Here is a 26,046-nt window from a genome sequence, read left to right as displayed (position 1 = left end):
CCCTATGTCCCATGGAACGCGGTTTGCGAAAGGGAAATGAAGGGGAGTGCATTTGGACGTCGCAGCCCCGACCCTGGAAACCGCCGCGGGCCCGTGCCCGGCCTTCGAGGTCATCGAGCCGACGCGACAGACGAGCCCCTTCGTGTTCTGCTCGCCCCACAGCGGCCGGGCCTACCCGTCGTCCTTCCTCGCCCTCAGTCGCCTCGGTCCCTCGGCCATCCGCAGGTCCGAGGACCTGTTCGTGGACCAGCTCTTCGACTTCGTGCCCGCGCTCGGCGCGCCGCTCCTGGTGGCGCGCTTTCCCCGCGCCTTCCTCGATGTGAACCGCGAGCCCTTCGAGCTCGATCCCGCCATGTTCTCGGGCCCCCTGCCGGAGCGGGCGAACTCGGCCTCCGTGCGCGTGGCCGGCGGGCTCGGCACCATTCCGCGCATCGTCGCCGAGCGCGAGGAGATCTATGCCGGGCGCCTGCCGGTGTCGGAGGCGACGGGGCGCATCGAGACCATCTACATGCCCTTCCACGAGACGCTGGAGCGGCTGGTGGAGCGCACGCGGCGCGCCTTCGGCATGGCCATCCTGGTGGACTGCCACTCCATGCCCTCGTCCGTGCGCCCCCTGCCGGGCGGTCCCAAGGCCGACATCGTGGTGGGCGACCGCTTCGGAACCAGCGCGGCGCACCACTACGTGGCCATGGCCACGCAGCGCCTGTCGGCGCTCGGCCTCGACGTGACGCGCAACAAGCCCTACGCCGGGGGCTACATCACCGAGCGCTACGGCCGGCCGCGCGCCGGCGTCCACGCCATCCAGCTCGAGATCAACCGGGCGCTCTACGCCGACGAGCGCAACTTCGTGCCGCACGCCGCCTTCGGCCACTTCCGCCGCGTCCTGTGGGAATTCGTGTCCTGCTTCGCGGCCGAGGTGGAGGCCGAGCTGCACCGGCCCGCCGCGGCCGAATAGGCGCGCCCGCCGGCCCTCGCCAGCCCTCGCCAGCCCGGCGCGATCGTCCTATAGGACGGGCTTCCCGCCAGGAGACCCGCCGATGACGACGCTTCCCGACGCTTCCTTCCTGTTCCGCCTGGCGGACGCGGCCGCGCGCGAGACGCTGCCACGCTTCCGCACCGCGCTCAGCGTCGATTCCAAGCCCAAGGAGGGCTTCACCTTCGATCCGGTGACGGAGGCCGACCGCGAGGCCGAGAAGGCGATCCGCGCGCTGATCGAGGCGGAATATCCGAGCCACGCGATCCTCGGCGAGGAGTTCGGCCTGTCGGGCTCGGGCGACCATCTCTGGGTGATCGACCCGGTGGACGGCACGCGCCCCTTCATCTGCGGCGTGCCGGTCTGGGGCACGCTGATCGGCCTCACGGTGCGCGGGCGCGCGGAGCTCGGCATCATGAGCCAGCCCTACACGGGCGAGCGGTTCTGGGCGACCGGCGAGGGTGCCTTCGGCGACGGGCCGCTCGGCCGCAAGCGGCTGCAGGTGCGCGACGTCGGGGAACTGGCCGGCGCGACGCTGTTCTCCTCGGCGCCCGAGCTGTTCCGCGGCCCCCTGAAGGCGCGCTTCCAGTCGCTGGTCGACCAGGTCCGGCTCACCCGCTTCGGCGCCGACTGCTACGCCTTCGCCATGCTGGCGGCCGGCCATGTCGACATCTGCGTCGAGCCGGGGCTCCAGCCCTACGACATCGTGGCGCTGACGCCGATCGTGGAGCGCGCGGGCGGCGTCGTCACCACCTTCTCGGGCGACCGGCCGGAGAACGGCGGCGACGTGGTGGCGGCGGCGACGCCGGCACTGCACGAGGCGGCGCTGCGCATCCTCAACGGCTGAGCGGGGCGTCGCCCGTCCCCGGGGGCGCGGCGGCGGGCGGCTCGGCCGCCGCCACGGCCGCGCCGATCAGCGTCTCGTCGATCGCGGGCAGGGGCGGCGGCGGGGGCATCGCCTCCGCCAGGAAGGCCTCGATCGCGGCCAGCGCCGGCTCGCGGAAGCGGTCCGCCTCCTGCAGGAGCTCGTGGCGGGCGCCCGCCACGCGGATCGAATGGCCGGCGCGCATGCGCCAGGCGAGGCGCTCGGCGGCGGGCGTCGAGACGACGCGGTCGTCGCCGGGCAGCAGGAACAACGTGGGAAGGTCGAGCCGCGCGATGCGCGCGGAATCGTCCAGCCGGCGCATCGCCCGCAGCACCGCCCGCAGCCAGGACGCCGAGACGCCCTCCACGAAGAGCCAGGGCGCCGCCCGCTGCAACGCGCGGTTGCGCGCGAAGCGCGCGGCGTCGCTCGTCAGCACGTTGTCGGCGGGGGGCGCGGGCGGCTCCGCTCGGCGCGCGCGCCGCAGCGGCACGAAGCCGAGCCCGCAGCCGTGCAGCAGAGCGGCGAGCGCGCCCAGGAGGCGGGTCGCGCCGGGCCGGCCGGGCAGGGCCACCAGCGGGGCGACCAGCACCATGCGCTCCACCAGCGGCGACAGCCGTTCGGTGGCCGACAGCGCCACCAGCCCGCCCATGGAATGGGCCAGCACCGCGTAGGGCGGTGGGCAGCGGTCCATCACCACCTCGCGCAGGAAGCGTTCGAGGTCGCCCGCGTAGCGCGACACGCCGCCGACATGGCCGACGCCGGCCAGCGCGGTCTCGCGCCCCGAGCCGCCCTGGCCGCGCCAGTCGAAGCTCGCGACGGTGAAGCCGCGCGCGTTGAGGTCGGCGACGGTCTCGTAGTACTTCTCCACCGTCTCGTTGCGCCCCTGGAGGAGCAGCACGGTGCCCCGGCTCGTCATCTCGGCGGGCCCGCGCCCGATCACGTAGCGCAGGCGCACGCCCCGGCCGAGATCGTGGTGGCCGGTTTCCAGGCCCGACGGCGCGGGATGGGCGTCGAGCGAAACGAAGGCGTCTTGGGGCTCGGGCACGCGGGCTCCGTGGAAGCGAAACGACCCCCGAGGCTCTAGAGCATTTCCGGCCGAAGCGGAAATCGCGCCGGGCGGGACGGCAGGGGGTTGAAGGCGGGGGCAGGGCGTCGGGGGCGACGCCGGACGGGCGAGGTCGAGAGCCCCCTTCGAGGCTCTCGACCCCAAGCGACCGGGACGGAAGGGACGGGACGCCCCGATCGTTCGCGTGAACGGATGTCGGATGGCCGCAAGGCGCGGGGTCCGACGGGCGGGCGCCGCGGCGCCGCATCGGAGCGGCGCGCGACCACCGATCCGACGCCCCCGTTCTAGCGGGGTCGAGGTGAACCGCGGCGGAAGGCGGCGTTCATCTTCCGTTCAGCCGGCGCGCGGTGCCCCCGGCCCGCCGCGTGGCGCCTCGCAGAATTCGCGCGTGCCCCGCCGGCCGGTCCCTTGAACGCCCGTTTCGGCTCCCCCATCTCAACCCTGCGATCGCCGGACGGCCGGGATCGCTGGCCCGGACGGACCGGCCGCCGCCCTTCGCGCGGGGCCTCGGATCCATCGGGCCACCCAACGCAAACCGTTGCTCGATGGAGAACATTCATGCGTCAGTTCGACTTTGCCCCCCTCTACCGCTCCACCGTCGGTTTCGACCGGCTCTTCTCCATGCTCGACGCGGCCGGCGGTGCCGAGAACGTCCAGAGCTACCCGCCCTACAATATCGAGCGCACCGGCGAGACGACCTACCGCATCACCATGGCGGTGGCGGGCTTCTCGGACGCCGAGCTGTCGATCGAGTCGCGCGAGAACGCGCTGACCGTGAAGGGCGAGAAGGCCGACGAGGCGTCGGCGGGATCGGAGTTCCTGTATCGCGGCATCGCGGGGCGCGCCTTCGAGCGCCGCTTCCAGCTTGCCGAGCATGTCGAGGTCAAGGGCGCAAGCCTCAAGAACGGCCTCCTGCACATCGACCTCGCCCGCATCGTCCCGGAGGCGCTGAAGCCGCGCCGCATCGCCATCGCGACCGCCAACGCCAACGAGGCCAAGGCGATCGAGGCGACCGCCGCCTGAACACGGGATCCGGTCGCGGACCACACGGCGGCGCCCCTCGGGGGCGCCGTTTTCGTTCGGGGGAGGGGCGTCAGGCGAGCAGCGCGACGAAGCCCTCGACCTCGGCACTCTCCGTGGACCAGCTCGTGACCAGGCGGTAGAGGCCCTCGCCCGGGCCGACGAGCCCCGGCATGTCGTGCGGCGGGTTCCAGTCGTAGAAGGTCGCCCCCTGCGCCCGCAGCCGCTCGGCGGTCGCCGTCTCGATCACGGCGAAGATCTCGTTGGAGCGCGTCTCCCAGGCCTCCCGCGCATGGGCCGAGCGCGCGATGCCGGCGCGCAGCGCGTCGGCCGCCGCGTTGGCGTGGGCGGCGAGCCGGAGCCACAGGCCGTCCGCGAGGTAGGCGTCGAACTGGGCGGCCATGAAGCGCGTCTTGGAGAAGAGCTGCGCCCCGCGCTTGCGGATATAGGGGAACTGCTCGGCCTTGACCGGGTCGAAGAACACCACCGCCTCGGCGCACCAGCAGCCGTTCTTGGTGGCCCCGAAGGACAGGATGTCGACGCCCGCGCGCCAGGTCATCTCGGCGGGCGAGGCGTTGGTGGCGCTGAGCGCGTTGGCGAAGCGCGCGCCGTCCATGTGGAGGGCGAGGCCCCGGTCGTGGGCGATCTCCCCGATCGCGGCGATCTCGGCCACCGAATAGAGGGTGCCGGCCTCGGTCGCCTGGCTCAGCGAGACGGCCATCGGCTGGCCGGCATGCACGAAGCCCGGCCGGAATCTCGCGAGCTCGGCCACGAGGTGGCCGGGGTCCATGCGACCGGCCGCCCCTTCCACCGGCACCATGCGCGCGCCGTGGGTGAAGAATTCCGGCGCGCCGCATTCGTCCTGCGCCACATGCGCCTCGCGGTGGCACATCACCACGCCGCCCGGCCGGTTCACCGCGGCGAAGGACAGCGAGTTCGCCGCCGTGCCCGTGCCCACGAAATAGATCGCGACCTCGCGCTCGAAGATCTCGTTGAAGCGCGCCTCCACCAGGCGGTCGACGTCGCTCGCGCCGTAGGCCGCGGCATGGCCGGCGCCGTGGCGCTCCAGCGATTGCGTGACGGCGGGATGGGCGCCGGACCAGTTGTCGGATGCGAAGATCATGGGGGCTGACTATCGCGCCCGCGTCCGGCCGTCAAAGCGGCCGGGCGTCGCCGGCTTTGCATAGACGGCTTGACGAAGTTAGAACGGCTCTTGTCGCCGAGGCCCAAGTCTGGCATAAGCGCGAAATAGGTCAGCAATACTGCCCTATCTGGGGTTCCCGTCTCCGGGACGGTGCCCGCGGGGGCGCGCCGGGAGGGTGGCGCTCCGTTACCATCGTGGGCATGCGCGGCGCGCGGCGGCCAGGGGCCGGACCGGGCGCCGAAGTCCTGCCCGCAGAACCAGGTGGCCCGAGGTCCGGGCGACGAGCGAAGGGAGACACGCGATGACGATCGAAACGCCATCCATCATCGAGGGTGAGGCCACCAAGGCCGTCGACACCGCGATGGGCGCCGTCAAACCGCGCCGCCTGCCGGAAGCCCAGGGCCTCTACGATCCCGCGAACGAGAGCGACGCCTGCGGCGTCGGCTTCATCGCGCACATGAAGAACCAGAAGTCCCACTCGATCATCGAGAAGGGTCTGACCATCCTGCACAATCTCGAGCATCGCGGGGCGGTCGGCGCCGACCCGCTGATGGGCGACGGCGCGGGCATGCTGGTGCAGATCCCGCACGAGTTCTTCACCGCCGAGATGGCGGCCCAGGGCGTCGAGCTGCCCGCGGCCGGCCACTACGGCGTCGGCTTCGTGTTCATGCCGCGCGACGAGGCGCGCCGCCTCCACTTCAAGGCGATCTTCGAGCAGGCGGCGGCCGAGGAAGGCTGCCCGGTGCTCGGCTGGCGCGAGGTGCCGGTCGACAACGCCTCCCTGTCCAAGGCGCCCGAGATCGCCGCCACCGAGCCGGCCCACCGGCAGGTCTTCATCGGGCGGCCGGCGAGCGTCGCCACCGACGACGAGTTCGAGCGCAAGCTCTACATCATCCGCAAGGTGGTCTCGAACCGCGTCTACGCCGAGGCCCACTCGGTGGACACGGACTTCTACGTCGTGTCCCTGTCGTCGCGCACCATCGTCTACAAAGGCATGTTCCTGAGCTATCAGGTGGGGGCCTACTACCGCGACCTGAAGGATCCGCGCTTCACCTCGGCGCTGGCCCTGGTGCATCAGCGCTTCTCCACCAACACGTTCCCGTCCTGGCGCCTCGCCCACCCCTATCGCATGGTGGCGCACAACGGCGAGATCAACACGCTGCGCGGCAACGTCAACTGGATGGCGGCCCGCCAGGCCTCGGTGGATTCCGAGCTCTTCGGCAACGACATCTCCAAGCTCTGGCCGATCAGCTACGAGGGCCAGTCCGACACGGCCTGCTTCGACAACGCGCTGGAGTTCCTGACGCAAGGGGGCTACCCGCTCGCCCATGCGATGATGATGCTGATCCCCGAGGCCTGGTCCGGCAACCGTGAGATGAGCCCGGAGCGCCAGGCCTTCTACGAGTACCACGCGGCCCTGATGGAGCCCTGGGACGGGCCGGCCGCCGTGTGCTTCACCGACGGGCGCCAGATCGGCGCGACGCTGGACCGCAACGGCCTGCGTCCCGCTCGCTACGTGGTGACCGACGACGACCTCGTGATCCTCGCCTCCGAGGCGGGCACGCTGGAGGTCGCCGAGGACCGCATCATCCGGAAGTGGCGCCTCCAGCCGGGGCGCATGCTGCTGATCGACCTCGAGAAGGGCCGCATCGTCTCCGACGAGGAGGTCAAGACCGAGATCGCCTCGGCCAACCCCTATCGCGACTGGCTGCGCTCCACCCAGCTCATCCTGGAGGACCTGAAGCCCGTCCAGCCGCGCGCCTCGCGCGCCGACGTGTCGCTCCTCGACCGGCAGCAGGCCTTCGGCTACACGCAGGAGGACACGCGCATCCTGATGGCGCCCATGGCCACGACCGGCCAGGAGGCGATCGGCTCGATGGGCACGGACACGCCGATTTCCGCCATGAGCGAGAAGTCGAAGCTGCTCTACACCTATTTCAAGCAGAACTTCGCGCAGGTCACCAACCCGCCGATCGATCCGATCCGCGAGGAGCTGGTGATGAGCCTCGTCTCCTTCATCGGCCCGCGCCCCAACATCCTCGATCTCGAGGGCACCTCGCGCCGCAAGCGGCTCGAGGTGCGCCAGCCGATCCTGACCAACGCGGATCTCGAGAAGATCCGCACGATCGGCCACACCGAGGACCGGTTCGACACCAAGACGCTGGACACGACCTATCCCGCCGAACAGGGCGCGAGCGGCATGTCGGGCGCCGTGGACCGCCTGTGCGAGCGCGCCGAGGCGGCCGTGGTGGGCGGCTACAACATCATCATCCTCTCCGACCGCCAGATGGGGCCGGACCGCATTCCGCTGCCCGCGCTGCTCGCCACGGCCGCCGTGCACCACCACCTGATCCGCAAGGGCCTGCGCACCGCCGCCGGCCTGGTGGTGGAATCGGGCGAGCCGCGCGAGGTCCACCACTTCGCGTGCCTCGCCGGCTACGGCGCGGAGGCGATCAACCCCTATCTCGCCTTCGACACGCTGCTCGGCATGCACGCGCGCGGCGACTTCCCGCCCGAGGTCGACGCCAAGGAGGTGGTCGGCCGCTTCATCAAGTCGGTCGGCAAGGGCCTGCTCAAGGTCATGTCCAAGATGGGCATCTCGACCTACCAGTCCTATTGCGGCGCGCAGATCTTCGACGCGATCGGTCTCCGGTCCGAGTTCGTCAAGCGATACTTCGCCGGCACCTCGACCACGATCGAGGGCGTCGGGCTGGAGGAGGTCGCCCGCGAGACGGTGGAGCGGCACACGCTGGCCTTCTCGGCCGATCCCGTGTTGGCGCGCTCGCTGGAGGTCGGCGGCGAATACGCCTACCGCATGCGCGGCGAGGCGCATATCTGGTCGCCCGACGCGGTGGCCACGCTCCAGCACGCGGTGCGCCTGGACAGCTACGACACCTACAAGGACTACGCGGCGCTGGTGAACGAGTCGGCCGTGGCCAACTCCACCATCCGCGGCCTGTTCAAGCTGCGCATGGCCGAGGAGATGGGGCTCGCCCCCGTGCCGCTCGAGGAGGTGGAGCCGGCGTCGGAGATCGTCCGGCGCTTCTCCACCGGCGCGATGAGCTTCGGCTCGATCTCGCGCGAGGCGCATTCCACCCTAGCGGTGGCGATGAACCGGATCGGCGGCAAGTCCAACACGGGCGAGGGCGGCGAGGAGCCGGACCGCTACCTGAAGCTGCCCGACGGCTCGGCCAACCCCGAGCGCTCGGCCATCAAGCAGGTGGCGTCGGGACGCTTCGGCGTGACGACGGAATACCTCGTCAACGCCGACATGCTCCAGATCAAGGTGGCGCAGGGTGCCAAGCCCGGCGAGGGCGGCCAACTTCCCGGCCACAAGGTGGACGCGACCATCGCCAAGACCCGGCACTCGACGCCGGGCGTCGGCCTGATCTCGCCGCCGCCGCACCACGACATCTACTCGATCGAGGATCTGGCGCAGCTCATCTACGATCTGAAGAACGTCAACCCGGCGGCCGACATCTCGGTCAAGCTCGTCTCCGAGGTCGGCGTCGGCACGGTGGCGGCGGGCGTCGCCAAGGCGCGCGCCGACCACATCATCGTGTCGGGCTACGACGGGGGCACGGGCGCCTCGCCGCTCACCTCGATCAAGCACGCCGGCTCCCCCTGGGAGATGGGCCTCGCCGAGACCCAGCAGACGCTGGTGCTCAACGGGCTTCGCTCGCGCATCGCGCTGCAGGTCGACGGCGGCCTGCGGTCGGGACGCGACGTCGTGATCGGCGCGCTGCTCGGCGCCGACGAGTTCGGCTTCTCCACCGGCCCCCTGATCGCGGCCGGCTGCATCATGATGCGCAAGTGCCACCTCAACACCTGCCCGGTGGGCGTGGCGACGCAGGATCCGGTCCTGCGCTCGCGCTTCAAGGGCACGCCGGAGCACGTCATCAACTTCTTCTTCTTCGTGGCCGAGGAGGTGCGCGAGATCATGGCGGCCATGGGCGTTCGAACGCTCGCCGAGCTGATCGGCCGCTCCGAGCGCCTCGACAAGCGGGAGATGATCGACCACTGGAAGGCGCAGGGGCTCGACTTCTCGCGGATGTTCTTCAAGCCCGAGGCCCCGGTGGAGGAGACCTTCTGGACCCAGCGCCAGGAGCATCCGATCGCGGACGTCCTCGACCGAAGGCTGATCGCCGAGGCCGAGGCGGCGCTGACCGCCCGCCAGCAGGTCGAGATCGAGACCCCGATCGGCAATGCCGACCGTTCGGCCGGCGCCATGCTGTCGGGCGAGGTCGCCAAGCGCTTCGGCCACAAGGGCCTGGCCGACGACACGATCCGGGTGAAGCTGTCCGGCACCGCCGGCCAGAGCTTCGGCGCGTTCCTGGCCAAGGGCGTCACCTTCGACCTCGTGGGCGACGGCAACGACTATGTCGGCAAGGGCCTGTCGGGCGGCAAGCTGATCGTGCGCCCGCGTCCCGAGACGCGCATCGTGCCCGAGGAATCGATCATCGTCGGCAACACGGTGCTCTACGGCGCCATCGCCGGCGAGTGCTACTTCCGGGGCGTGGCGGGCGAGCGCTTCGCGGTGCGCAACTCGGGCGCCATCGCCGTGGTCGAGGGCGTGGGCGACCACGGCTGCGAATACATGACCGGCGGCGTGGTGGTGATCCTCGGGCATACGGGCCGCAACTTCGCGGCCGGCATGTCGGGCGGCATCGCCTATGTCTACGATCCCGAAGGCAACTTCGCCAAGCGCTGCAACATGGCGATGGTCGAGCTCGAGCCCGTGCCCGAGGAGGACGATCTCCTGGAGAAGCTGCACCACCACGGCGGCGACCTCCAGCACAAGGGGCGCGTCGACGTGTCCTCCAACATGACCGGCCACGACGACGAGCGGCTCTACCGGCTGATCTCCAACCATCTCAAGTACACGGGCTCGTCCCGCGCCAAGGAGATGCTGGAACACTGGGAGACCTACCGCCCGAAATTCGTGAAGGTCATGCCGGTGGAGTACCGCCGGGCGCTGCTCGAGATGGAGCGCATGCGCATGGGCGTCGCGGCCGAATAGGGCCGCCGCCTTCCGGAACCCGGTCGCATCGGGCCGCCCTCGTCGAAGGGCGGCCCGAACGCGGGTTCCGCCTCGCAGGTCGCGAAGTCTGGACGCGTTCTACTTTCGCGGAAATTGGTGTAAGGCGAGCCCGGTCGGCAAGGGTCCGATCGCTCGCATAGGGGCGGCCCTGCGCGCTTGAGATCGGCGCCGCCGCCCGGACGGAGGGGCATATGGGCAAGGTCACGGGCTTTCTCGAGATCGACAGGCAGACGGCGAAGTATCAGCCGGCCTCCGATCGCATCCGGCATTTCCGCGAGTTCACGCTGCCGATGTCGGACGAAGAGGTCGGCAAGCAGGCGGCGCGCTGCATGGACTGCGGCATCCCCTTCTGCCACGGGCCGACGGGGTGCCCCGTGCACAACCAGATCCCGGACTGGAACGACCTCGTCTATTCCAACGACTGGGAGGGGGCGATCCGCAACCTCCACTCCACCAACAACTTCCCCGAGTTCACCGGCCGCATCTGCCCCGCCCCGTGCGAGGAGGCCTGCACGCTGAACCTCGAGGACACGCCGGTCGCGATCAAGACCGTGGAGCAGGCGATCGCCGACAAGGCCTACAAGCTCGGCCTGATCAAGCCGCAGCCGGCCGAGACGCGCACGGACAAGCGCGTCGCCGTGATCGGCTCGGGTCCGGCCGGGCTCGCCGCCGCCCAGCAGCTCGCCCGCGCCGGCCACGAGGTCCACGTCTTCGAGCGCGAGAGCCGCGCCGGGGGGCTGCTGCGCTACGGCATCCCCGACTTCAAGATGGAGAAGCACTTCATCGACAAGCGCGTCGAGCAGATGGAGGGCGAGGGCGTCACGTTCCACTACGGCGTGAACGTCGGCAAGACCAAGCCGCTGGCCGAGCTGCGCGAGGAGTTCGACGCCGTGCTCTACTGCGGCGGGGCCGAGCGCCCGCGCGACGCCGGGATCCCGACCAACGGGCTCGCCGGCATTCACGACGCGATGCCCTTCCTGGTGCAGCAGAACCGCCGCGTCGGCGGCGAGCCGGTGGAGAGCGCCGGCTGGAACGCCGGCGAGATCTGGGCGGGCGGCAAGCACGTGGTGGTGGTGGGCGGCGGCGACACGGCGTCCGACTGCGTCGGCACCGCCTTCCGCCAGGGCGCGGTGAAGGTGACGCAGCTCGACATCCGCCCGCAGCCGCCCAAGACCGAGAACAAGCTCGAGGTCTGGCCCTACTGGGCGACCAAGATGCGCGTTTCCTCCTCCCAGGCCGAGGGCGCCGTGCGCGAGTTCCAGGTCGCGACGCTGGAGTTCGTCGGCGAGGACGGCCAGCTCACCGGCGTGCGCTGCGCCGAGGTGGACGAGCGCCGCAAGCCGGTGCCCGGCACCGAGTTCGTGATCCGCGCCGACCTCGCCTTCATCGCCATCGGCTTCGCCGGACCCTTCGCCGACGCCCTGGTGGCCGAGGCCGGCGAGGCGCTGTCCCTGAAGCGCGACGCGCGCGGCAACGTCGCCGTCCAGGCGGACGACAAGGCCTATCTCACCTCGATGGAGGGGGTCTACGCGGCGGGCGACGTGCGCCGCGGCCAGTCGCTGGTGGTCTGGGCCATCCGCGAGGGCCGTCAGGCCGCCCGCGCGATCGACCTCGCCCTGACCGGCCAGACGACCCTGCCGCGCTGAGCGGCGGCGCGAGCCGTCCCGTCCCCGACGCGCTCCGGCGGGGCGGGGCCTCTCCGCTTCGGGGCGAAACGCCCTAGTTCGCCCTTCGTGTTTCAGCGGGGGGCGATATGGACTGGTTCGCGCCGATCGACGCCTATTGCGAGCGCCTCGGGCCCGGCGTCTGGGCCGAGCCGGCGAACGCCATCACCAACCTCGCCTTCGTGCTGGGCGCCGCCGTCGCGCTGGCGGAGTGGCGCCGGGCGCCCGGCCGCGACGGGGTGAGCCTCGCCTTCGTGCTCCTGGTCGCGGTGATCGGCCTCGGCTCGTTCCTGTTCCACACGCTCGCCAACGGCTGGACGCTGCTGGCCGACGTCCTGCCGATCGCCGTGTTCATCTACGGCTATTTCGCGCTCGCCCTGTTCCGCTTCCTGCGGCTGCGGCCGGCCGCGGCGATCGCCGGCACGATCGGCTTCGCGGTGGCCGGACAGGTCGTGGAGCGCCTCGCCGCCCCGGTCCTGGGGTCGTCGGCCTCCTACCTGCCGGCGCTGCTGGCGCTCGGCGGCATGGGCGCGCTGCTCGCAGGGCGAGGGCACGGGGCGGGCCGCCCGCTGCTCCTGGCCGCCGCGGTCTTCGCCCTGTCGCTGACCTTCCGCACGCTCGACGTGCCGCTCTGCCCGACCTTCGCGCTCGGCACGCACTTCCTCTGGCACGTCCTCAACGCGGCGACGCTGACGCTCTGCCTCCTGGCTGCGATCCGCCATCCCCGCCGCGCATGAAAAAGGGCCGGGCGCTTCCCCCGAAGCGCCCGGCCCGCGGCGTCCCCCGCCGTGAAATCTTCGCGTCAGCTCTGCGGCGCGTTGCGGCGCCGGTCGGCCAGCCGCTCCTTGCCCTGGAGCACGATGACGCGCGCGTTCATCGGAACGCGGTCGTAGAGGTCGACGATGTCCTGGTTCATCAGGCGGATGCAGCCGGACGACACCGACTTGCCGATCGACCACCATTCGGGCGTGCCGTGCAGGCGGTAGAGCGTGTCCTTGTTGCCCTGGTAGAGATACAGGGCGCGCGCGCCGAGCGGGTTCATCAGGCCCGGGTTCATGCCGACCTCGTTGCCGTAGGGCTTGAGCTCGGGGCGGCGCTCGATCATCTCGACCGGCGGAAACCACTTCGGCCAATGCTGCTTGTCGCGGATGTCGGCCTCGCCCGCCCAGGAGAAGCCGGCCTTGCCGACGCCGATGCCGTAGCGCATGGCCGTGCCGCGCGGCTCGACGACGTAGAGGAAGTGGTTGCCGGTGTCGACCACCACGGTGCCGGGCTCCAGGCCCTCGCCGTTGTAGACGACGCGCTGGCGGCGGAACTTCTCGTCCACCTTGGCGATCGGGATGGCGGGCAGCTGGAAGCCGCCGTCCTCCATCGCGCCGTAGGCCGTGAGCTCCACGGGGCCGAGCGGGCCGCCGGAGACGATGCTCTCGGCCGGCGCGACATAGGCCTGCGCCATGGGCACGGGTGCCGGGTTGAGCGAGGCGCGCGTCTGCGTCTGCGAGGTGCAGGCGCCGAGCGCCGCCAGGGCAGCGAGCGAGAGGCCGAGAAGAAGGGGATGCGAGCGGGTGTTCATGGAGCGTCCGGTGCGGGCTGCGAGGGCATGACGGCCAGGCATGACGGGCTCCCAGGGCAGGTGCCCCCGTCGGGCCTCCCTCTGGTACGCCCCGGCGACTCGCCTGGCAACGCATCGCAGTAGACCCGCCCATGGTTAAGATTGTGCTTGTTGCCCGCTCGTCACAGTTGACGGGGCAGGGCACCGTTCCACTTCTTGGGCAGGGACGAAGTTCGAAGGATTACGGGGACTTCGTATGAATATCGGGGAAGCGGCGCGCCGGTCGGGCCTGCCGGCCAAGACGATCCGCCACTACGAGGACCTGGGCCTCGTGGCGCCGGCGCGCGCGCCCAACGGCTATCGCGACTATGCCGAGCGCGACGTGCACATCCTGCGCTTCCTGCAGCGCTCGGTCTCGCTCGGCTTCTCGGTCGATGAGACGCGGCGTCTCCTGGCGCTCTACGCGCCCGACGCCCGTCGCGACGAGGCGCGGCGCGTGGCGCAGCGGCGTGCCAGCGAGATCGACCGGAAGATCCTGGAGCTCCACACGCTGCGCCGCGCGCTGGCGGTGCTGATGGACGAGACGGAGGCCGCGGCTCCGCGCGGCTGGCCGGTGCTGGACGAGGTGCCGAACGAGGGCGCGCGCATGCCGCGCCCCGCCTTCTGACACGCGGGCGGCGTCCGGTCGCAGCGGTCCGATGTTTCCGATTCGTTTCGCCGCGCCCCTTGATTCGGCTGCGATTTGCCGGCAAGTCGAGACGATGCCGATCGTCTCTCCCTTCCGCCGCGACCCCCTGGTGGACGGGCGCCAGTCCGAGCGGGCCCTTCTGGTCCGGCGCGGCGTGCAGCGCCTGATGATCCAGATGCGCGTGTCCGTGCTGCCGGAGATCCCGCTGGTGTCGGGCCGGCGGGCCGACCTTCTCTGCCTGTCGGAGAAGGGGGAGTTCTCGATCGTCGAGATCAAGTCCTCGATCGAGGACTTCCGGGTGGACCGCAAATGGCCCGACTACCGGCTCCATTGCGACCGGCTCTACTTCGCCACGCATCCCGGCGTGCCGACCGACATCTTCCCCGAGGACTGCGGGCTGATCCTGTCGGACGGCTACGGGGCGGAGATCCTGCGTGATGCGCCCGAGACGCGGCTCGCCCCGGCGACGCGCAAGGCGCTGACGCTGCGCTTCGCCCGTCTCGCCTCGGACCGGCTCCTTCAGGCCGAATGGGTCGCCAACCCCTACCTCACCGGCGAGGCGGGCGACTGAGCCCTGCCGCTCAGCGCGGCGCGCGCTTGGCGAGGATGCGCTGGAGCGTGCGGCGATGCATCGACAGCCGGCGCGCCGTCTCGGACACGTTGCGGTCGCACATCTCGTAGATCCGCTGGATGTGCTCCCAGCGGATGCGGTCGGCCGACATCGGGTTTTCCGGCGGCTCGGCCTTGATCTCGGGATCGCGCGTCAGCGCGGCGATCACCTCGTCGGCGTCGGCGGGCTTGGCGAGGTAGTCGATCGCCCCGAGCTTCACCGCGTTCACGGCGGTGGCGATGTTTCCGTAGCCGGTGAGCACCACGGCGCGCGCGCCCGGCCGCTGGCGGCGCAGGGCCTCGATCACGTCCAGTCCGTTGCCGAGGCCGAGGCGCAGGTCCACCACCGCATAGGCCGGCGCGCCGCTCCGCAGCGCGGCCAGGCCCTCCGAGACGGTTTCGGCGGTTCGGACCTCGAAGCCGCGCTGCTCCATCGCGCGGGCCAGACGGCCGACGAAGGGGCGGTCGTCGTCCACCAGAAGCATGGTGCGGTCTTCGCTCGGCTGGGCCGCGCCGGTCTGATCTGTCAGCATGGGTTCGTTCCCTCCTTCAGGGAAAGATACGTCGTCATGCCAGCTTATCAACTGGCGCGCGGGGCAATTGGTCGCGCGAGAGGCAGTTTGCGCCGTTTCACACGAGCGGCATCGGGATCTCGAGCTCCGCCAGCACGGCGGCGGGGGAGACGGTGAGGCGCCCGAAGCTTTCCGGCGGCCAGGACACGCTGATGCGTGCGCCCGCGCCCTCGTGCTCCGGCCGGTTGTCGAAGCGGATGCGCGCGCCCGAGCGCTCGATCAGCGTCTTGGCGATGAACAGGCCGAGGCCGAGCCCCCCGCCCGACTGCCGCTGCTCGGCGGCACGCACCGACATGTAGGGATCGCCGATCCGCTTGAGGACGTCCGGGGGAAAGCCGGGACCGTCGTCACACAGCTCGATCGCGATCCGCGCGTCGTTCCAGGACAGGGCGACCGTCACCTCGCCGCGCGCGAAGTCCACCGCGTTCTCGACGAGGTTGCCGAGCCCGTAGATCACCCCGGCGTTGCGGCGCAGCACAGGCTCCGGCCCGGAGGCTTCGAGGACCCGCACCCGGATCGCGACGCCGAAGTCCCGGTGCGGCGCCACCGCCTCCTCCACCAGGGACGACAGGGGAAGCTTGGCGAGGTGCTCCTCGGACACGGAGGACAGGCTGGCGAGCTGGCCGAGGATCGCGCGGCAGCGTTCGGACTGGCTGACCAGGAGATCGATGTCCTCGCGGAAGCCATGGTCCGGCGGCGCCGCGCGGCTCATCTCCTTGGCGACCAGCGAGATGGTGGCGAGCGGGGTGCCGAGTTCGTGGGCGGCGGCCGCCGCGAGGCCGTCCAGCGCGGACAGGTGCTGCTCGCGCTGGAGCATCAGCTCGGTCGCCGCCAGGGCGTCGGACAAGGCCCGTGCCTCGGCCGCGACGCGGTAGATGTAGAAGGTCGAGAACACCAGCGTGGTCACCAGCGCGAACCACATGCCCCCGAGGAACGGGAAGGGCAGGTCGAGGCTGAGGCCCGCCGGCCACGGGATCGGCCAGTGCACGAAGGCGATCGCGGTGGCGCACAGCACCGCCAGCACCCCGATCCCGACCGAGATGCGCGCCGGCTGCGTGGCCGCCGCGATCATCGCCGGCACCACCAGGAACACGGCGAACGGGTTCTGGATGCCGCCGGTCAGGAACAGGAGCCCGGTGGGCTGCACCACGTCGAACACGAGGATCAGCGCCGTGCGCCGCTCCGACAGGCGCTCGGCCTTGGAATAGCGCGTCGACAGGTGGAGGTTCAGGAGCGCCGAGACGCCGATCAGCGCGAAGCAGGCCCAGACCGGATAGGGATACCAGAGCCCCCAGGCCACGAACACGCAGGCCGCCGCCTGGCCGGCGATCGACAGCCAGCGCAGCCGCGTCAGCGTGGCCAGGCGCACGCGCTGGCCCTCGCGCGACAGGCGGCGCTCGGGGGGCAGGTCGGCTTCGAGGTCGGGAGCCTTGGCGACGGTCATCATGACAGGCGAACTAGGTGCCGCGTCGCCCGCGCACAGATGCGGCCAATGCGCCGCGGCGCCGACGCGTGGGCGCCGGGGCGCGTGCCGGCGCTCAGCCGCGCGGCTTGGCCCGGTTGGTGGCGACGGCGCTCGCCGGGTCCTCCGGCCAGGGGTGGCGTGGGTAGCGGCCGCGAAGGTCGGCCCGGACCTCGGCCCAGGAGCCCTTCCAGAAGCCCGGCAGGTCGCGCGTGATCTGGATCGGCCGGTGGGCGGGCGACAGGAGCTCCAGGATCAGCGGCAGCCGTCCGCCCGCGATCGCCGGGTGCCGGGCGAGGCCGAAGAGCTCCTGCACGCGCACCGCCAGAACCGGCCCTTCCGCCTCGTAGCGGATCGGCAGGTGCGAGCCGGTGGGCGCGGTGAAATGCGAGGGGGCGAGCGTGTCCAGCTTGCGCGCCTCGCCCGGCGGCAGGCGCGCCAGCAGCGCCTCGCGCAGCGCGCCCTCGCCGATCTCGGACAGGGCGGCGGCGCCCGGCGCGAAGGGCAGGAGCCAGTCCTCGAGCGTCGCCATCAGCGCCTCGTCCGACGGGTCCGGCCAGCCGGCCTCGGCCCCGTAGGCCGGCTGCAGGAAGCGCAGGCGCGCGAGCAGCCGTTCGCCGTCGCGGCCGAGCGGCAGGGCGCGCGGGCCGAACTCGCGCAGGCCCGCCATCAGCGCGCGCCCCGTCGCCTCGCCCCGGGGCGTCGGCAGCGGCGCCTCGGCTAGGACGGCACGGCCGAGGCGGCGCACCCGCCGTGCGCGCACCGAGCGGCTGGCGGCGTCGAAGGCGAGCGTGTCCTCCTCCACGATGCGCGCTTGGAGGAGCGCGTCGAGGCGGGCCTTGGGAATCGCGGCCGCGCTGCGGATGCGCCCGGTGCGCTGCGCGGCGCCCGTGGACACGCCCTGCAGGTCGGCCACCACCAGCGCCGCCTCGCGCGACAGCGCATGTTCGCGCTCCAGCACGCCGCCCCGGCCGTTGGCGAGCACGAAGGCGCCGGGCGCCCCGCGCGCCAGGGCCACCCGGTCGGGATAGGCGAGCGACAGGAGCGCGCCCGGATCGTCGTCGTCCAGCGGGTCGGGCAGGGCGGGCAGGGGCGTCGCGGCGATGCGGCCGGCCAGATGCTCGGCCGCGCGGGCGCGGGGAGTGCGGTCGGCACGCCACTGGCGCAGCCGCTCGGCGAGGTCTACGCCCAGGCCGCCGAGGCCGGGCTCGGTCAGGAGCACGGTGAGCCGGGCCGCCGCGCGCCGCGCCTCGCCCGCCGCCGCGCCCGCGACCATGCGTGCCAGGCGCGGGGGCAGCGGCAGGGCGCGCATCGCCTCGCCCACCGGCGTCATCCGCCCGTCCCCATCCAACGCGCCGAGATCGCGCAGCAGCGCGCGCGCCTCCGCCACGGCGGGCGCGGGCGGCGGGTCCAGGAAGCGCAGCGAGGCGGGCTCGGCGACGCCGAAGGCCAGGGCGTCGAGCACCAGCGCCGACAGGTCGCTGGACAGGATCTCGGGCCGGTCGAAGGGCTCCAGCGCGGCGGTCTGCTCCGCCCGCCACAGGCGGATCGCGGTGCCCGGCGCGGTGCGGCCGGCACGACCGGCCCGCTGCTCGGCCGCCGCGCGCGACACGCGCACCGTTTCCAGCCGCTGGAGCCCGGTGGCCGGCTCGAACACGGGCTGACGCTTCAGGCCGGAATCGATCACCGTGGCGACGCCGTCGATGGTGATCGAGGTCTCCGCGATCGTGGTGGCCAGCACCACCTTGCGACGGCCCGCCGGTGCCGGACGGATCGCGAGGTCCTGTTCGGCCCCCTCCAGGCGCCCGAACAGCGGGGCGAGAACCACATCGGCCGGCAGGCGCCCGGCGAGGCGCTCGGCGGTCCGCTCGATCTCGCGCTGGCCCGGCAGGAAGGCGAGGATCGAGCCCGAGCCGGCGCCGAGTTCCTCGCGGATCGCGGCGGCCACGGCGTCCTCCACCGCCTCGGCGGCGCCGCGCTCGCGGTGGCGCACTTCGACCGGAAAGGCCCGGCCCGCGCTGCGCACCACCGGCGCCTCGCCGAGGAGCGAGGCCACCCGCGCCCCGTCCAGCGTCGCCGACATGACCAGGAGCCGCAGGTCGGGGCGCAGGGCCTCGCGCACGTCGAGCGCGAGGGCGAGGGCGAGGTCGCCGTCCAGCGAGCGTTCGTGGAACTCGTCGAACAGGATCGCCGCGACGCCTGAAAGCTCCGGGTCCGACAGGATCATGCGGGTGGCGACGCCCTCGGTCACGACCTCGATGCGGGTGCGGGCCGACACCCGCGTGTCGAGGCGCATGCGCCAGCCGACCGTCGCGCCGGGCGTCTCGCCGAGGAGATCGGCCATGCGCGAGGCCGCGGCCCGCGCGGCGAGCCGGCGCGGCTCCACCAGCACGATGCGTCCTTCGGGCAGCGCGCCGAGAAGGTGCAGCGGCACCAGCGTCGTCTTGCCGGCGCCGGGTGGCGCCACCAGGACGGCGACCCCGTGGCCGGCCAGCGCCGCGCCGAGTTCGGCGAGGACGGCGGTGACGGGAAGGCTGGGAAGCGCGGGAGCGGCGGGCATGGGCCCGTCTTGCCCGAGGCGCGCGCGCCTTGTCCAGCCGGCCGGCGGGTGCGCCGCCGGGTCGCGCCCTAGATCACGCTCGCGCCCACATTGACCGCCAGCGCCAGCACCGTGGTGTTGAACAGGAAGGCGAGGATCGTATGGGCGAGCACCAGCTCGCGCATGCCCTTGGCCGAGACGGCGACGTCGGAGGTCTGGCAGGCGGCGCCCATCGTGAAGGCGAAGTACAGGAAGTCGCCGTAGCCCGGCGTCCGGTCGCCGCCGGGAAACTCCAGACCGCCCTCCGCGTCCGGCCGGGCGTAGAACTCGCCGGCATAGTGCAGCGCCATCATCACCTGGGTCACGGTCCAGGACAGGAGGATGGTGCCGCCCGCCAACGCCAGCCGCCACGGATTGGGATCGCGATCGTCGAGCCCGTGAAGGTCAGCCGCGATGGCGCCGAAGCTGGCGGCGATCGCGAGGCCGGTCAGCAGGAGGATCGTCCGCCGGCCCTCGTCCTGACGGCGGGCGCGACGGCGCAGGTTCCCGGCGCCCGAGCTGCGCGCCATCATGCGCGCGATCATGCCGAGATAGAACAGGACGCCGACGTCCCAGCCGACGAGGACGCGGGTGGTGAGGTCCAGCGAGCGCGGCGAGGCGAGGGTCGCCGCCACCGCCAGCCCCGCCGACAGGAGCAGGCGCGGGCGCGCCCGAACGCCGCGCAGGAAGGCACGGTGGAACGTATGGGTTCCGGGCTTCGCCGTCATCGCATTCTCCCTGCCGTCCCGGCCGGTGGCTTCTCGCCGACCCGCGGCGCGCAATCGAGGTTCGCGCGCGGCGGCGGATCGGCTAAAGGATGTCTCGGGCCGCCGCGACCGATCGGGGCCGGCGCAACCTCGCGAGTGATCCGATGCCCCATCCCGCCGCCGACACGTCCGCTTCCGCCTCGGCCGACGAGCGCCCGACGCTGGTGCTCACCGGCGCCTCGCGCGGCATCGGCCATGCGACCGTGAAGCGGTTCTCGCGCGAGGGGTGGCGCGTCATCACCTGCTCCCGCCAGGACTTCTCGGTCGACTGCCCCTGGCCGGCGGGCCCGGAGGACCACATCCGCGTCGACCTGTCGGACCCGGAGGACGTCGGCTACGCCGTGTCGGAGATCCGCCAGCGGCTCCAGGTCGGCGGCGGCCGCCTCCAGGCGCTGGTCAACAACGCGGCGATCAGTCCCAAGGCCGACAAGGGCGCGCGCATGGATTCGATCCGCACGCCCATGCACGTGTGGCGCGACGTGTTCCAGGTGAACCTCTTCGCCCCGATCATGCTGGCGCGGGGCCTCCACCAGGAACTCGCCGCCGCGGGCGGGGCGATCGTCAACGTGACCTCGATCGTCGGCAGCCGCGTCCATCCCTTCGCCGGCACCGCCTATGCGACCTCCAAGGCCGCGCTCGCCTCGCTGACGCGCGAGATGGCGGCGGACTTCGGACCGGACGGCATCCGCGTCAACGCCATCGCGCCCGGCGAGATCGACACCGCGATCCTGTCGCCCGGCACGGAGAAGATCGTGGAGCAGATCCCGATGCGCCGCCTCGGCAAGACCGCCGAGGTCGCCGACATCATCTATTTCCTGTGCTCGGGGCAGGCGTCCTACGTGAACGGCGCCGAGATCCACATCAACGGCGGCCAGCACGTCTGAGCGCCGCCCGCGCCTCACCGCGCGCGCAGCGCGGCGGCAAGAAGGCTGGCGCCGGAGCTGAGGAGCGAGATGCCGAGGAACAGGCCGACGGCCCAGACCGCCGTGCCCGGCAGCCCGACCACCAGGAACAGCGCGAGGCCGACATTGACGATGCCGGCTAGCGCCAGCAGCCAGAACCGCCCGCCCGACACCCGGAAGGCGTTGGCCATGGCGAAGGTCGCAAGGCCCAGCAGCATGAAGTAGATCGCCAAGAGCGTGGTCAGCGCGACGGCCCCCGCGAACGGATCCACGACGATCAGGAGGCCGAGCACCAGCGTCGCGGCGCCGATCGCGAGCCCCGTGCCGAAGCCGCCGAAGGCACGGCCCGCCCGCGCGGTGGCTACCAGGCCGACCAGCCCGAGCGCGGCGAGGAGCCAGCCGAAGAACAGGGTCGAGGCCAGCGTGGCGGCGAAGGGCACCAGGATCGCGAGCGCACCGGCCGCCATCATCAGCACGGCCTGGACGGCGTAGCCCTTCCAGTGGTGGTGCAGGTGTCGCCGGACGTCGCGTTCGAGCTCGCCGGACGGTGTGAGCGTCGCGTGGGACATGGCGCGGATTTCCCCTGGCCGGTGGATGGCCGGCCAACGGCCCCCGCGCCGAATGGTTCCTCTCAGCCGCCCTGTCGCCCGAGCGCGCGGGAGGCGTCGAACAGGCGGTCGAGGAGATCGTCGAGGCGGGCACGCATGGCGGGGTCCCGGATCCGGCCGCTGGCGTCGAAGGCGTCCTCGCCGGCGGCAAGACGCAGTTCGGCGGTGAGCACGTCGGCGCCGAGCGAGGCCAGGATCGCCCGGAGCTGCGCCAGCGCCGAGCGCCCGTCCTCGCCCCCCGCGCCCGTGGCGGCGAGCGCCACCACGAGGCGCGCGAAGGGCGGGCGCCCCGCCGGGTCCGCGGCGCCCACGGCGCCCGCCCAGTCCAGCGCGTTCTTGAGGGCCGCGGGCGGTCCCGCGTTGATCTCGGGGCAGACCAGGAGGAGCCCGTCCTGGAGGGCCAGCCTCTGCGCCAGGAGGCGCGCGTTCTGCGGCGCCTCCTCGACGTGCCCCGAACCGGGCGGCGGGCCCTCGAAGAAGGGAAGCGGGTAGTCGGCGAGCGCCGCCGCCGTCAGCGCCGCGTCGGTCGGCGACAGGGCGCGCGTCGCCTCCTGCGCCAGGCGCGCGGCGGGTGAGCCGGCGGCGGTGTCGCCGGCGAGGACCAGGATGCGCGGGATCAATGCAGCGGTGCGGCGCCGGCCTGCGAATAGATCCAGACCCGGGCGGGCGGGATGTTGTCCCAGACGATGTCGGAGGCCGACACGTCGAAGCGGCCGGGCACCGCGCGCACCGGCGGTTTCCAGAGATAGGAAAGCTGGGTCAGGTTGCCGCCGGGCAGGAGCCGGTCGAAGTAGCGCGAGAACAGGCGCTGGCGCTCCTCCTGCGGGAACTTCACGATCGGGATCGCGAACAGGATGGCGGCGAACCGCGTCCGGCCGCCGTCGCCCAGCGTGGCGTCGAGGTCGAACCCGTCGCCTTGGATCACGTTGATCGCCGGGAACCGGTCCTTCAACGTGGCGGCGAACTCGGCGTCGTACTCGATGGAGGTGATGCGGGCGGGATCGACGCCCGCCTCCAGAAGCGCCCGGGTCACGCAGCCGAGGCCCGGCCCGAGTTCCAGGATCGGCCCGTCGACCTCGGTGGTGGCCGAGGCGACCATGGTGGCGCAGTAGCGGGCCGAGGACGGGGCCACGGCCCCCATCTTGACCGGGTTGCGCATCCAGGTGCCGAAGAAGCGTGCCAGATCCTTCCGGCGCTCGCGCGCCGCGTCCTGTTCCATGCGTCCGCTCATCTGGTCCTCCGGCTCCCCTTCGCGACCCCTCGGGCCGATTGGCGACGATGCTTACCCGATCATTTTGGCACGACGGCGAAGGCCGGCAATGCCTCCCGGCCCGCCCGACCCGCGTCTCGCCTATAGGTGATGACGCGCGCGGGCGGAAGGTTGCGCTTGATCCAGGGCGAGACCGTGGTTCCCGCGTCGACGCGCTCGGCGCGGACCGGCGGCGCGAAGGCGTAGGAGAACTGGATGAAGGGCGCGCCCGGCGGCAGGAGGTCGAGATAGCGCGCGATGGCGCGGGCCCGGTCCGGCTCGGGCCGCGTCATCAGGGGAAGGCTGGAGACCACGGCGCGCAGCGGCCGCCCGTCCAGAAGGTGCGCCAGCGCGGCGGGCGGCTCGTAGGCGTCGCCCTGCAGGACGTGGACGCGGGGAAAGCGCGCCCGCAGGAGCGTGCAGAACTCGGCCGAGTATTCCAGGCACGCCAGGTGGTCCGGCGCGATGCCGGCCTCCAGGAGGCAGGCGGTGACGACGCCGGTGCCAGGCCCGAGCTCCACCACGACCCCGTCCGCCGGCCCCTCCGGCACAGCCTCGGCCATGCGGCGGCCGAGCGCGCGCGAGGAGGGCGAGACCGCGCCCATCTTGAGCGGGTTCTTCAGCCAGCTACGGATGAAGGCGGCGTCCGCCTGCCGGCGCAATGGATGTTGGTCTGCGTCCACACCGGCCTCCCCGCCGCCGTCCCGTGCGATGGTCTCAGTCGCTGAGGCCTTCGAAGAAGTCCTTCATCCGGGAGAAGAACCCGGTCGACTGGGGGGAGTTCTCCGAGGAGGAGATGTCCTCGAACTCCTGGAGAAGCTCGCGCTGCCGGCGCGACAGGCTCTGGGGGGTCTCGATCGAGATCTGGATGAAGAGATCGCCCGTCTGCGTGGAGCGCAGCACCGGCATGCCCTTGCCCTTGACGCGGAACTGCTTGCCGTACTGCGTGCCCTCGGGGACCTTCACGCGCGACTTGGCGCCGTCGAGCGTGGTCACCTCGAAGGAGCCGCCGAGCGCGGCGGTGGTCATCGAGATCGGCACCTTGCAGAAGAGGTCGGCCCCGTCGCGCTGGAAGAACTCGTGCGGCTTCACCGACAGGAAGATGTAGAGGTCGCCCGCCGGCCCGCCGCGCAGCCCCGCCTCGCCCTCGCCCGCCAGGCGGATGCGCGTGCCGTCCTCGATGCCGGCCGGGATGTTGACCGACAGGTTGCGCTCCTCGGGCAGGCGGCCGTCGCCGCCGCACTTGCCGCAGGGGTCGGCGATGATCTCGCCGCGGCCCGCGCAGGTCGGGCAGGTGCGCTCGATCGAGAAGAAGCCCTGCGCGGCGCGCACGCGCCCGACGCCGCCGCAGGTCGGGCAGGCCTTGGGCGCGGTGCCGGCCCGCGCGCCCGTGCCGTGGCACTGGTCGCACTGGATCGTGGTCGGCACGCCGATCTCGGCGGTCTTGCCGGCGAAGGCCTCCTCGAGGCTGATCTCCATGTTGTAGCGCAGGTCCGAGCCGCGCTCGCGGCCCGACTGGCCGCCCTGGCGGCGGCCGCCGCCGCGCCCGCTCATCATCTCGCCGAAGATGTCGTCGAAGATGTCGGCCATCGAGGAGGCGAAGTCGCCGCGCCCGGCGCCGGCGCCCCCATTCTGGAAGGCGGCGTGGCCGAACCGGTCGTAGGCGGCGCGCTTGTTCGGGTCCTTCAGGACCTCGTAGGCCTCGCCGATCTCCTTGAACTTGAGCTCGGCCGTCGCGTCGCCGGGATTCTTGTCCGGGTGGTACTGCATGGCGAGCTTGCGGAACGCGGCCTTCAGGGTCTTGTCGTCGCAACCCTTCACGACGCCGAGCATCTCGTAGTAATCGACCTTCACGGACAAGCGGTTCACCGTTCTCGTGCGCGCCGGGCGGGGCCGACCGGCGCAGTCATGACGTGGGGACGGGCCTCGAGCAGGGAGCCGTCGCGGTCCCGATGTAGGCGCGGACGGGCCGCGTTACCATAGGACGGCGTCCAGCAAAAGTCGGGGCGAGGCCGGCTGCGCCGGTTCAGGCCCCCGCGAGAACGGCGGGGCGCGGCGGCACGCCCGCCAGACGCCTGCCGATGGGGGCCTCCACGAAGCGGGCGCACACCCACGCAAGCGTGATCGTCGCCAGCATCGGCACGGCGAGATAGGCGTAGAACCCGACGAGGTGCATCGGCTCCAGGACGCGCTTCCACAGGAACGACAGGAAGACGATCTCGCAGGCCGCGTGCAGGATGTAGATGCCGAAGGACAGGCGCATCAGCGCCATCCAGGGCTCCAGCCGCTCGGTGGAGCGCGGGCGCGCGCTTTCCGACAGGCCGATCAGCAGGATCGACAGGAACAGGAGCGCCAGCGTCAGGTGCACCAGCGGCGTCGCGACCATGGTCGCCAGCGCGGCGGCGAGCGCCAGGAAGCCGGGCCCGTGCGAGACCACCGGCAGGACGCGCCGCTCGACGAGGGCCGCTGCGAGGGCGCCGGCGGTGAAGTCGGCGAAGGCCCGATAGGCGCCGAACGTGTCGGCCCCGGTCCAGTGGGCTCCGGGAAACACGCCCCCCCGGCTCCACACCTCCAGGACGGCGATCCAGCCGAAGAGCAGGAAGCACAGGCCGGACACGCCGGCGCGCCGCAGCACCAGCACCACCGCCGGAAACAGGAGATAGCAGAAGAACTCGGCGCTCACCGACCAGTTCGGATAGTCGAAGGCGAGGCGCGCGGTTGTGCCCCATGCGTGGAGCGCCAGGACGTGGAAGGGCAGGTCCGCCATGTTCCATCGGGGCAGGTCGTGCAGGGTGACGAGCCCGAGGGCGCCCGCGGCGCCGACGGAGCCGAAGAACAGGAGCGTCAGGAGGTGGAGCGGGTAGAGCCGGGCCACGCGCCGGCGCAGGAAGCGGCGGTAGTCGCCCATCGTGTTCATGCGCGCGGCGTAGCGCGCGGCGATCACGAAGCCGGAGATCATGAAAAACGTGTCGAGAAGCGGCGACAGGTGGTGCAGGAGATCGGTGCCGCTCCGCGCGTCCGCGCCGGGCGCGAAGAACAGGAAGTGATAGGTCATCACGAGGATCGCGGCGCAGAAGCGCCAGCAGTCGAAGATCCGGTAATGCATCGTCGGTTCGCGTCCCGGCAGGTCGTACGGGCCGGATCCTAGGGGCGTCGGGTGTCCAATCCGTTCACGCGGACCGGGGAGGGGAGACGGGGCGAGGCTTGCGTCCGGCAAGCGAAAGGCCCCGGCGGGATGTCCCGCCGGGGCCTCGTGACGCGTGTCGCGCGCAAGGCGTCGCCCGGG

General features: G+C 72.0%; 22 protein-coding genes. 9 read left to right on the top strand and 13 right to left on the bottom strand.

Annotated features, from left to right (window positions below; translation table 11 throughout):
- Positions 1-52: 52 nt before the first annotated feature.
- Together D3218_RS04095 and hisN are read left to right on the top strand one after the other, a co-directional pair.
- Positions 53-955 carry an N-formylglutamate amidohydrolase gene (locus D3218_RS04095; protein WP_119538639.1) on the top strand — a complete coding sequence of 301 codons (903 nt, stop codon included), beginning with the start codon at positions 53-55 and terminating at the stop codon, positions 953-955.
- 82 nt (positions 956-1,037) lie between these two features.
- Complete coding sequence (gene hisN / locus D3218_RS04090; protein WP_119538638.1) at positions 1,038-1,820, top strand: histidinol-phosphatase; 783 nt, start codon at positions 1,038-1,040, stop codon at positions 1,818-1,820.
- Here hisN and D3218_RS04085 read toward each other — a convergent pair.
- Entirely contained in the window at positions 1,810-2,883 is a 1,074-nt protein-coding gene (locus tag D3218_RS04085; RefSeq protein WP_119538637.1) for an alpha/beta fold hydrolase, read from the bottom strand. The two genes, hisN and D3218_RS04085, sit on opposite strands and share 11 nt — an antisense overlap.
- A 579-nt stretch (positions 2,884-3,462) precedes the next feature.
- Here D3218_RS04085 and D3218_RS04080 point away from each other — a divergent pair.
- On the top strand, positions 3,463-3,927 hold the full coding sequence (locus D3218_RS04080) for an Hsp20 family protein (RefSeq protein ID WP_119538636.1): 465 nt from the start codon (positions 3,463-3,465) through the stop codon (positions 3,925-3,927).
- Positions 3,928-3,997: 70 nt separating this feature from the next.
- Here the strand turns inward: D3218_RS04080 and D3218_RS04075 are convergent, their stop codons facing one another.
- Positions 3,998-5,047, bottom strand: a complete 1,050-nt coding sequence (locus tag D3218_RS04075) for a threonine aldolase family protein (RefSeq protein ID WP_119538635.1) — start codon at positions 5,045-5,047, stop codon at positions 3,998-4,000.
- A 322-nt stretch (positions 5,048-5,369) separates the two neighbouring features.
- Between D3218_RS04075 and gltB the strand changes: the two genes are divergently transcribed.
- From gltB to D3218_RS04060, 3 genes are all read left to right on the top strand, one after another.
- A complete protein-coding gene (gene gltB, locus D3218_RS04070; protein ID WP_119538634.1) occupies positions 5,370-10,088 on the top strand; it encodes a glutamate synthase large subunit in 4,719 nt (1,572 codons plus the stop codon).
- Between the two features lie 212 nt (positions 10,089-10,300).
- Positions 10,301-11,755: a glutamate synthase subunit beta gene (locus tag D3218_RS04065; protein ID WP_119538633.1), complete on the top strand. Its 1,455-nt coding sequence runs from the start codon at positions 10,301-10,303 to the stop codon at positions 11,753-11,755.
- A gap of 107 nt (positions 11,756-11,862) precedes the next feature.
- Positions 11,863-12,510, top strand: coding sequence for a ceramidase domain-containing protein (locus D3218_RS04060; RefSeq protein WP_119538632.1), 648 nt, complete (start codon positions 11,863-11,865; stop codon positions 12,508-12,510).
- A gap of 65 nt (positions 12,511-12,575) precedes the next feature.
- On the opposite strand, the gene D3218_RS04055 is transcribed toward D3218_RS04060, so the two are convergent.
- Positions 12,576-13,346 carry a L,D-transpeptidase gene (locus D3218_RS04055; protein ID WP_119538631.1) on the bottom strand — a complete coding sequence of 257 codons (771 nt, stop codon included), beginning with the start codon at positions 13,344-13,346 and terminating at the stop codon, positions 12,576-12,578.
- Positions 13,347-13,581: 235 nt separating this feature from the next.
- Here D3218_RS04055 and D3218_RS04050 point away from each other — a divergent pair, with 235 nt between their 5' ends.
- Both D3218_RS04050 and D3218_RS04045 read left to right on the top strand, forming a co-directional pair.
- Positions 13,582-13,992 carry a MerR family transcriptional regulator gene (locus tag D3218_RS04050; protein WP_119538630.1) on the top strand — a complete coding sequence of 137 codons (411 nt, stop codon included), beginning with the start codon at positions 13,582-13,584 and terminating at the stop codon, positions 13,990-13,992.
- Between the two features lie 94 nt (positions 13,993-14,086).
- Positions 14,087-14,584: an MmcB family DNA repair protein gene (locus D3218_RS04045; RefSeq protein ID WP_119538629.1), complete on the top strand. Its 498-nt coding sequence runs from the start codon at positions 14,087-14,089 to the stop codon at positions 14,582-14,584.
- A 10-nt stretch (positions 14,585-14,594) separates the two neighbouring features.
- Here D3218_RS04045 and D3218_RS04040 read toward each other — a convergent pair whose 3' ends face one another.
- The 4 genes from D3218_RS04040 to D3218_RS04025 form a co-directional block, all read right to left on the bottom strand.
- The gene (locus D3218_RS04040) at positions 14,595-15,155 is read right to left on the bottom strand and encodes an ActR/PrrA/RegA family redox response regulator transcription factor (RefSeq protein WP_119538628.1); all 561 of its coding nucleotides are present in this window, start codon (positions 15,153-15,155) and stop codon (positions 14,595-14,597) included.
- A gap of 97 nt (positions 15,156-15,252) precedes the next feature.
- Positions 15,253-16,641, bottom strand: a complete 1,389-nt coding sequence (locus D3218_RS04035; protein WP_119538627.1) for an ActS/PrrB/RegB family redox-sensitive histidine kinase — start codon at positions 16,639-16,641, stop codon at positions 15,253-15,255.
- A gap of 91 nt (positions 16,642-16,732) precedes the next feature.
- Positions 16,733-19,216, bottom strand: a complete 2,484-nt coding sequence (gene hrpB / locus D3218_RS04030; RefSeq protein WP_119538626.1) for an ATP-dependent helicase HrpB — start codon at positions 19,214-19,216, stop codon at positions 16,733-16,735.
- 68 nt (positions 19,217-19,284) lie between these two features.
- Complete coding sequence (locus tag D3218_RS04025) at positions 19,285-19,962, bottom strand: DUF1345 domain-containing protein (protein WP_119538625.1); 678 nt, start codon at positions 19,960-19,962, stop codon at positions 19,285-19,287.
- Between the two features lie 89 nt (positions 19,963-20,051).
- Between D3218_RS04025 and D3218_RS04020 the strand changes: the two genes are divergently transcribed.
- Entirely contained in the window at positions 20,052-20,885 is an 834-nt protein-coding gene (locus tag D3218_RS04020) for an SDR family NAD(P)-dependent oxidoreductase (protein ID WP_119538624.1), read from the top strand.
- Between the two features lie 14 nt (positions 20,886-20,899).
- Here the strand turns inward: D3218_RS04020 and D3218_RS04015 are convergent, their stop codons facing one another.
- From D3218_RS04015 to D3218_RS03990, 6 genes are all read right to left on the bottom strand, one after another.
- The gene (locus D3218_RS04015) at positions 20,900-21,472 is read right to left on the bottom strand and encodes an HdeD family acid-resistance protein (protein WP_119538623.1); all 573 of its coding nucleotides are present in this window, start codon (positions 21,470-21,472) and stop codon (positions 20,900-20,902) included.
- A 62-nt stretch (positions 21,473-21,534) separates the two neighbouring features.
- Positions 21,535-22,131, bottom strand: a complete 597-nt coding sequence (locus D3218_RS04010; RefSeq protein ID WP_168990408.1) for an NADPH-dependent FMN reductase — start codon at positions 22,129-22,131, stop codon at positions 21,535-21,537.
- Complete coding sequence (locus D3218_RS04005; protein ID WP_119538621.1) at positions 22,128-22,742, bottom strand: class I SAM-dependent methyltransferase; 615 nt, start codon at positions 22,740-22,742, stop codon at positions 22,128-22,130. Before D3218_RS04005 ends, D3218_RS04010 begins: the two co-directional genes overlap by 4 nt.
- 59 nt (positions 22,743-22,801) lie before the next feature.
- Positions 22,802-23,443 (bottom strand): class I SAM-dependent methyltransferase, encoded by a 642-nt coding sequence (locus D3218_RS04000; protein WP_245414914.1) that lies wholly within the window; start codon positions 23,441-23,443, stop codon positions 22,802-22,804.
- Positions 23,444-23,477: 34 nt separating this feature from the next.
- Positions 23,478-24,614 (bottom strand): molecular chaperone DnaJ, encoded by a 1,137-nt coding sequence (dnaJ, locus tag D3218_RS03995; protein WP_119538908.1) that lies wholly within the window; start codon positions 24,612-24,614, stop codon positions 23,478-23,480.
- A gap of 172 nt (positions 24,615-24,786) precedes the next feature.
- Positions 24,787-25,866, bottom strand: coding sequence for an acyltransferase family protein (locus D3218_RS03990; protein ID WP_119538620.1), 1,080 nt, complete (start codon positions 25,864-25,866; stop codon positions 24,787-24,789).
- Between the last annotated feature and the right edge of the window lie 180 nt (positions 25,867-26,046).

The organism is Aureimonas flava, from assembly GCF_003583935.1.
Taxonomy (GTDB): Bacteria; Pseudomonadota; Alphaproteobacteria; order Rhizobiales; family Rhizobiaceae; genus Aureimonas; species Aureimonas flava.
The sequence above is the reverse complement of the archived record's forward strand: the minus strand, read 5'-3'. Positions and strand labels throughout refer to the sequence as shown.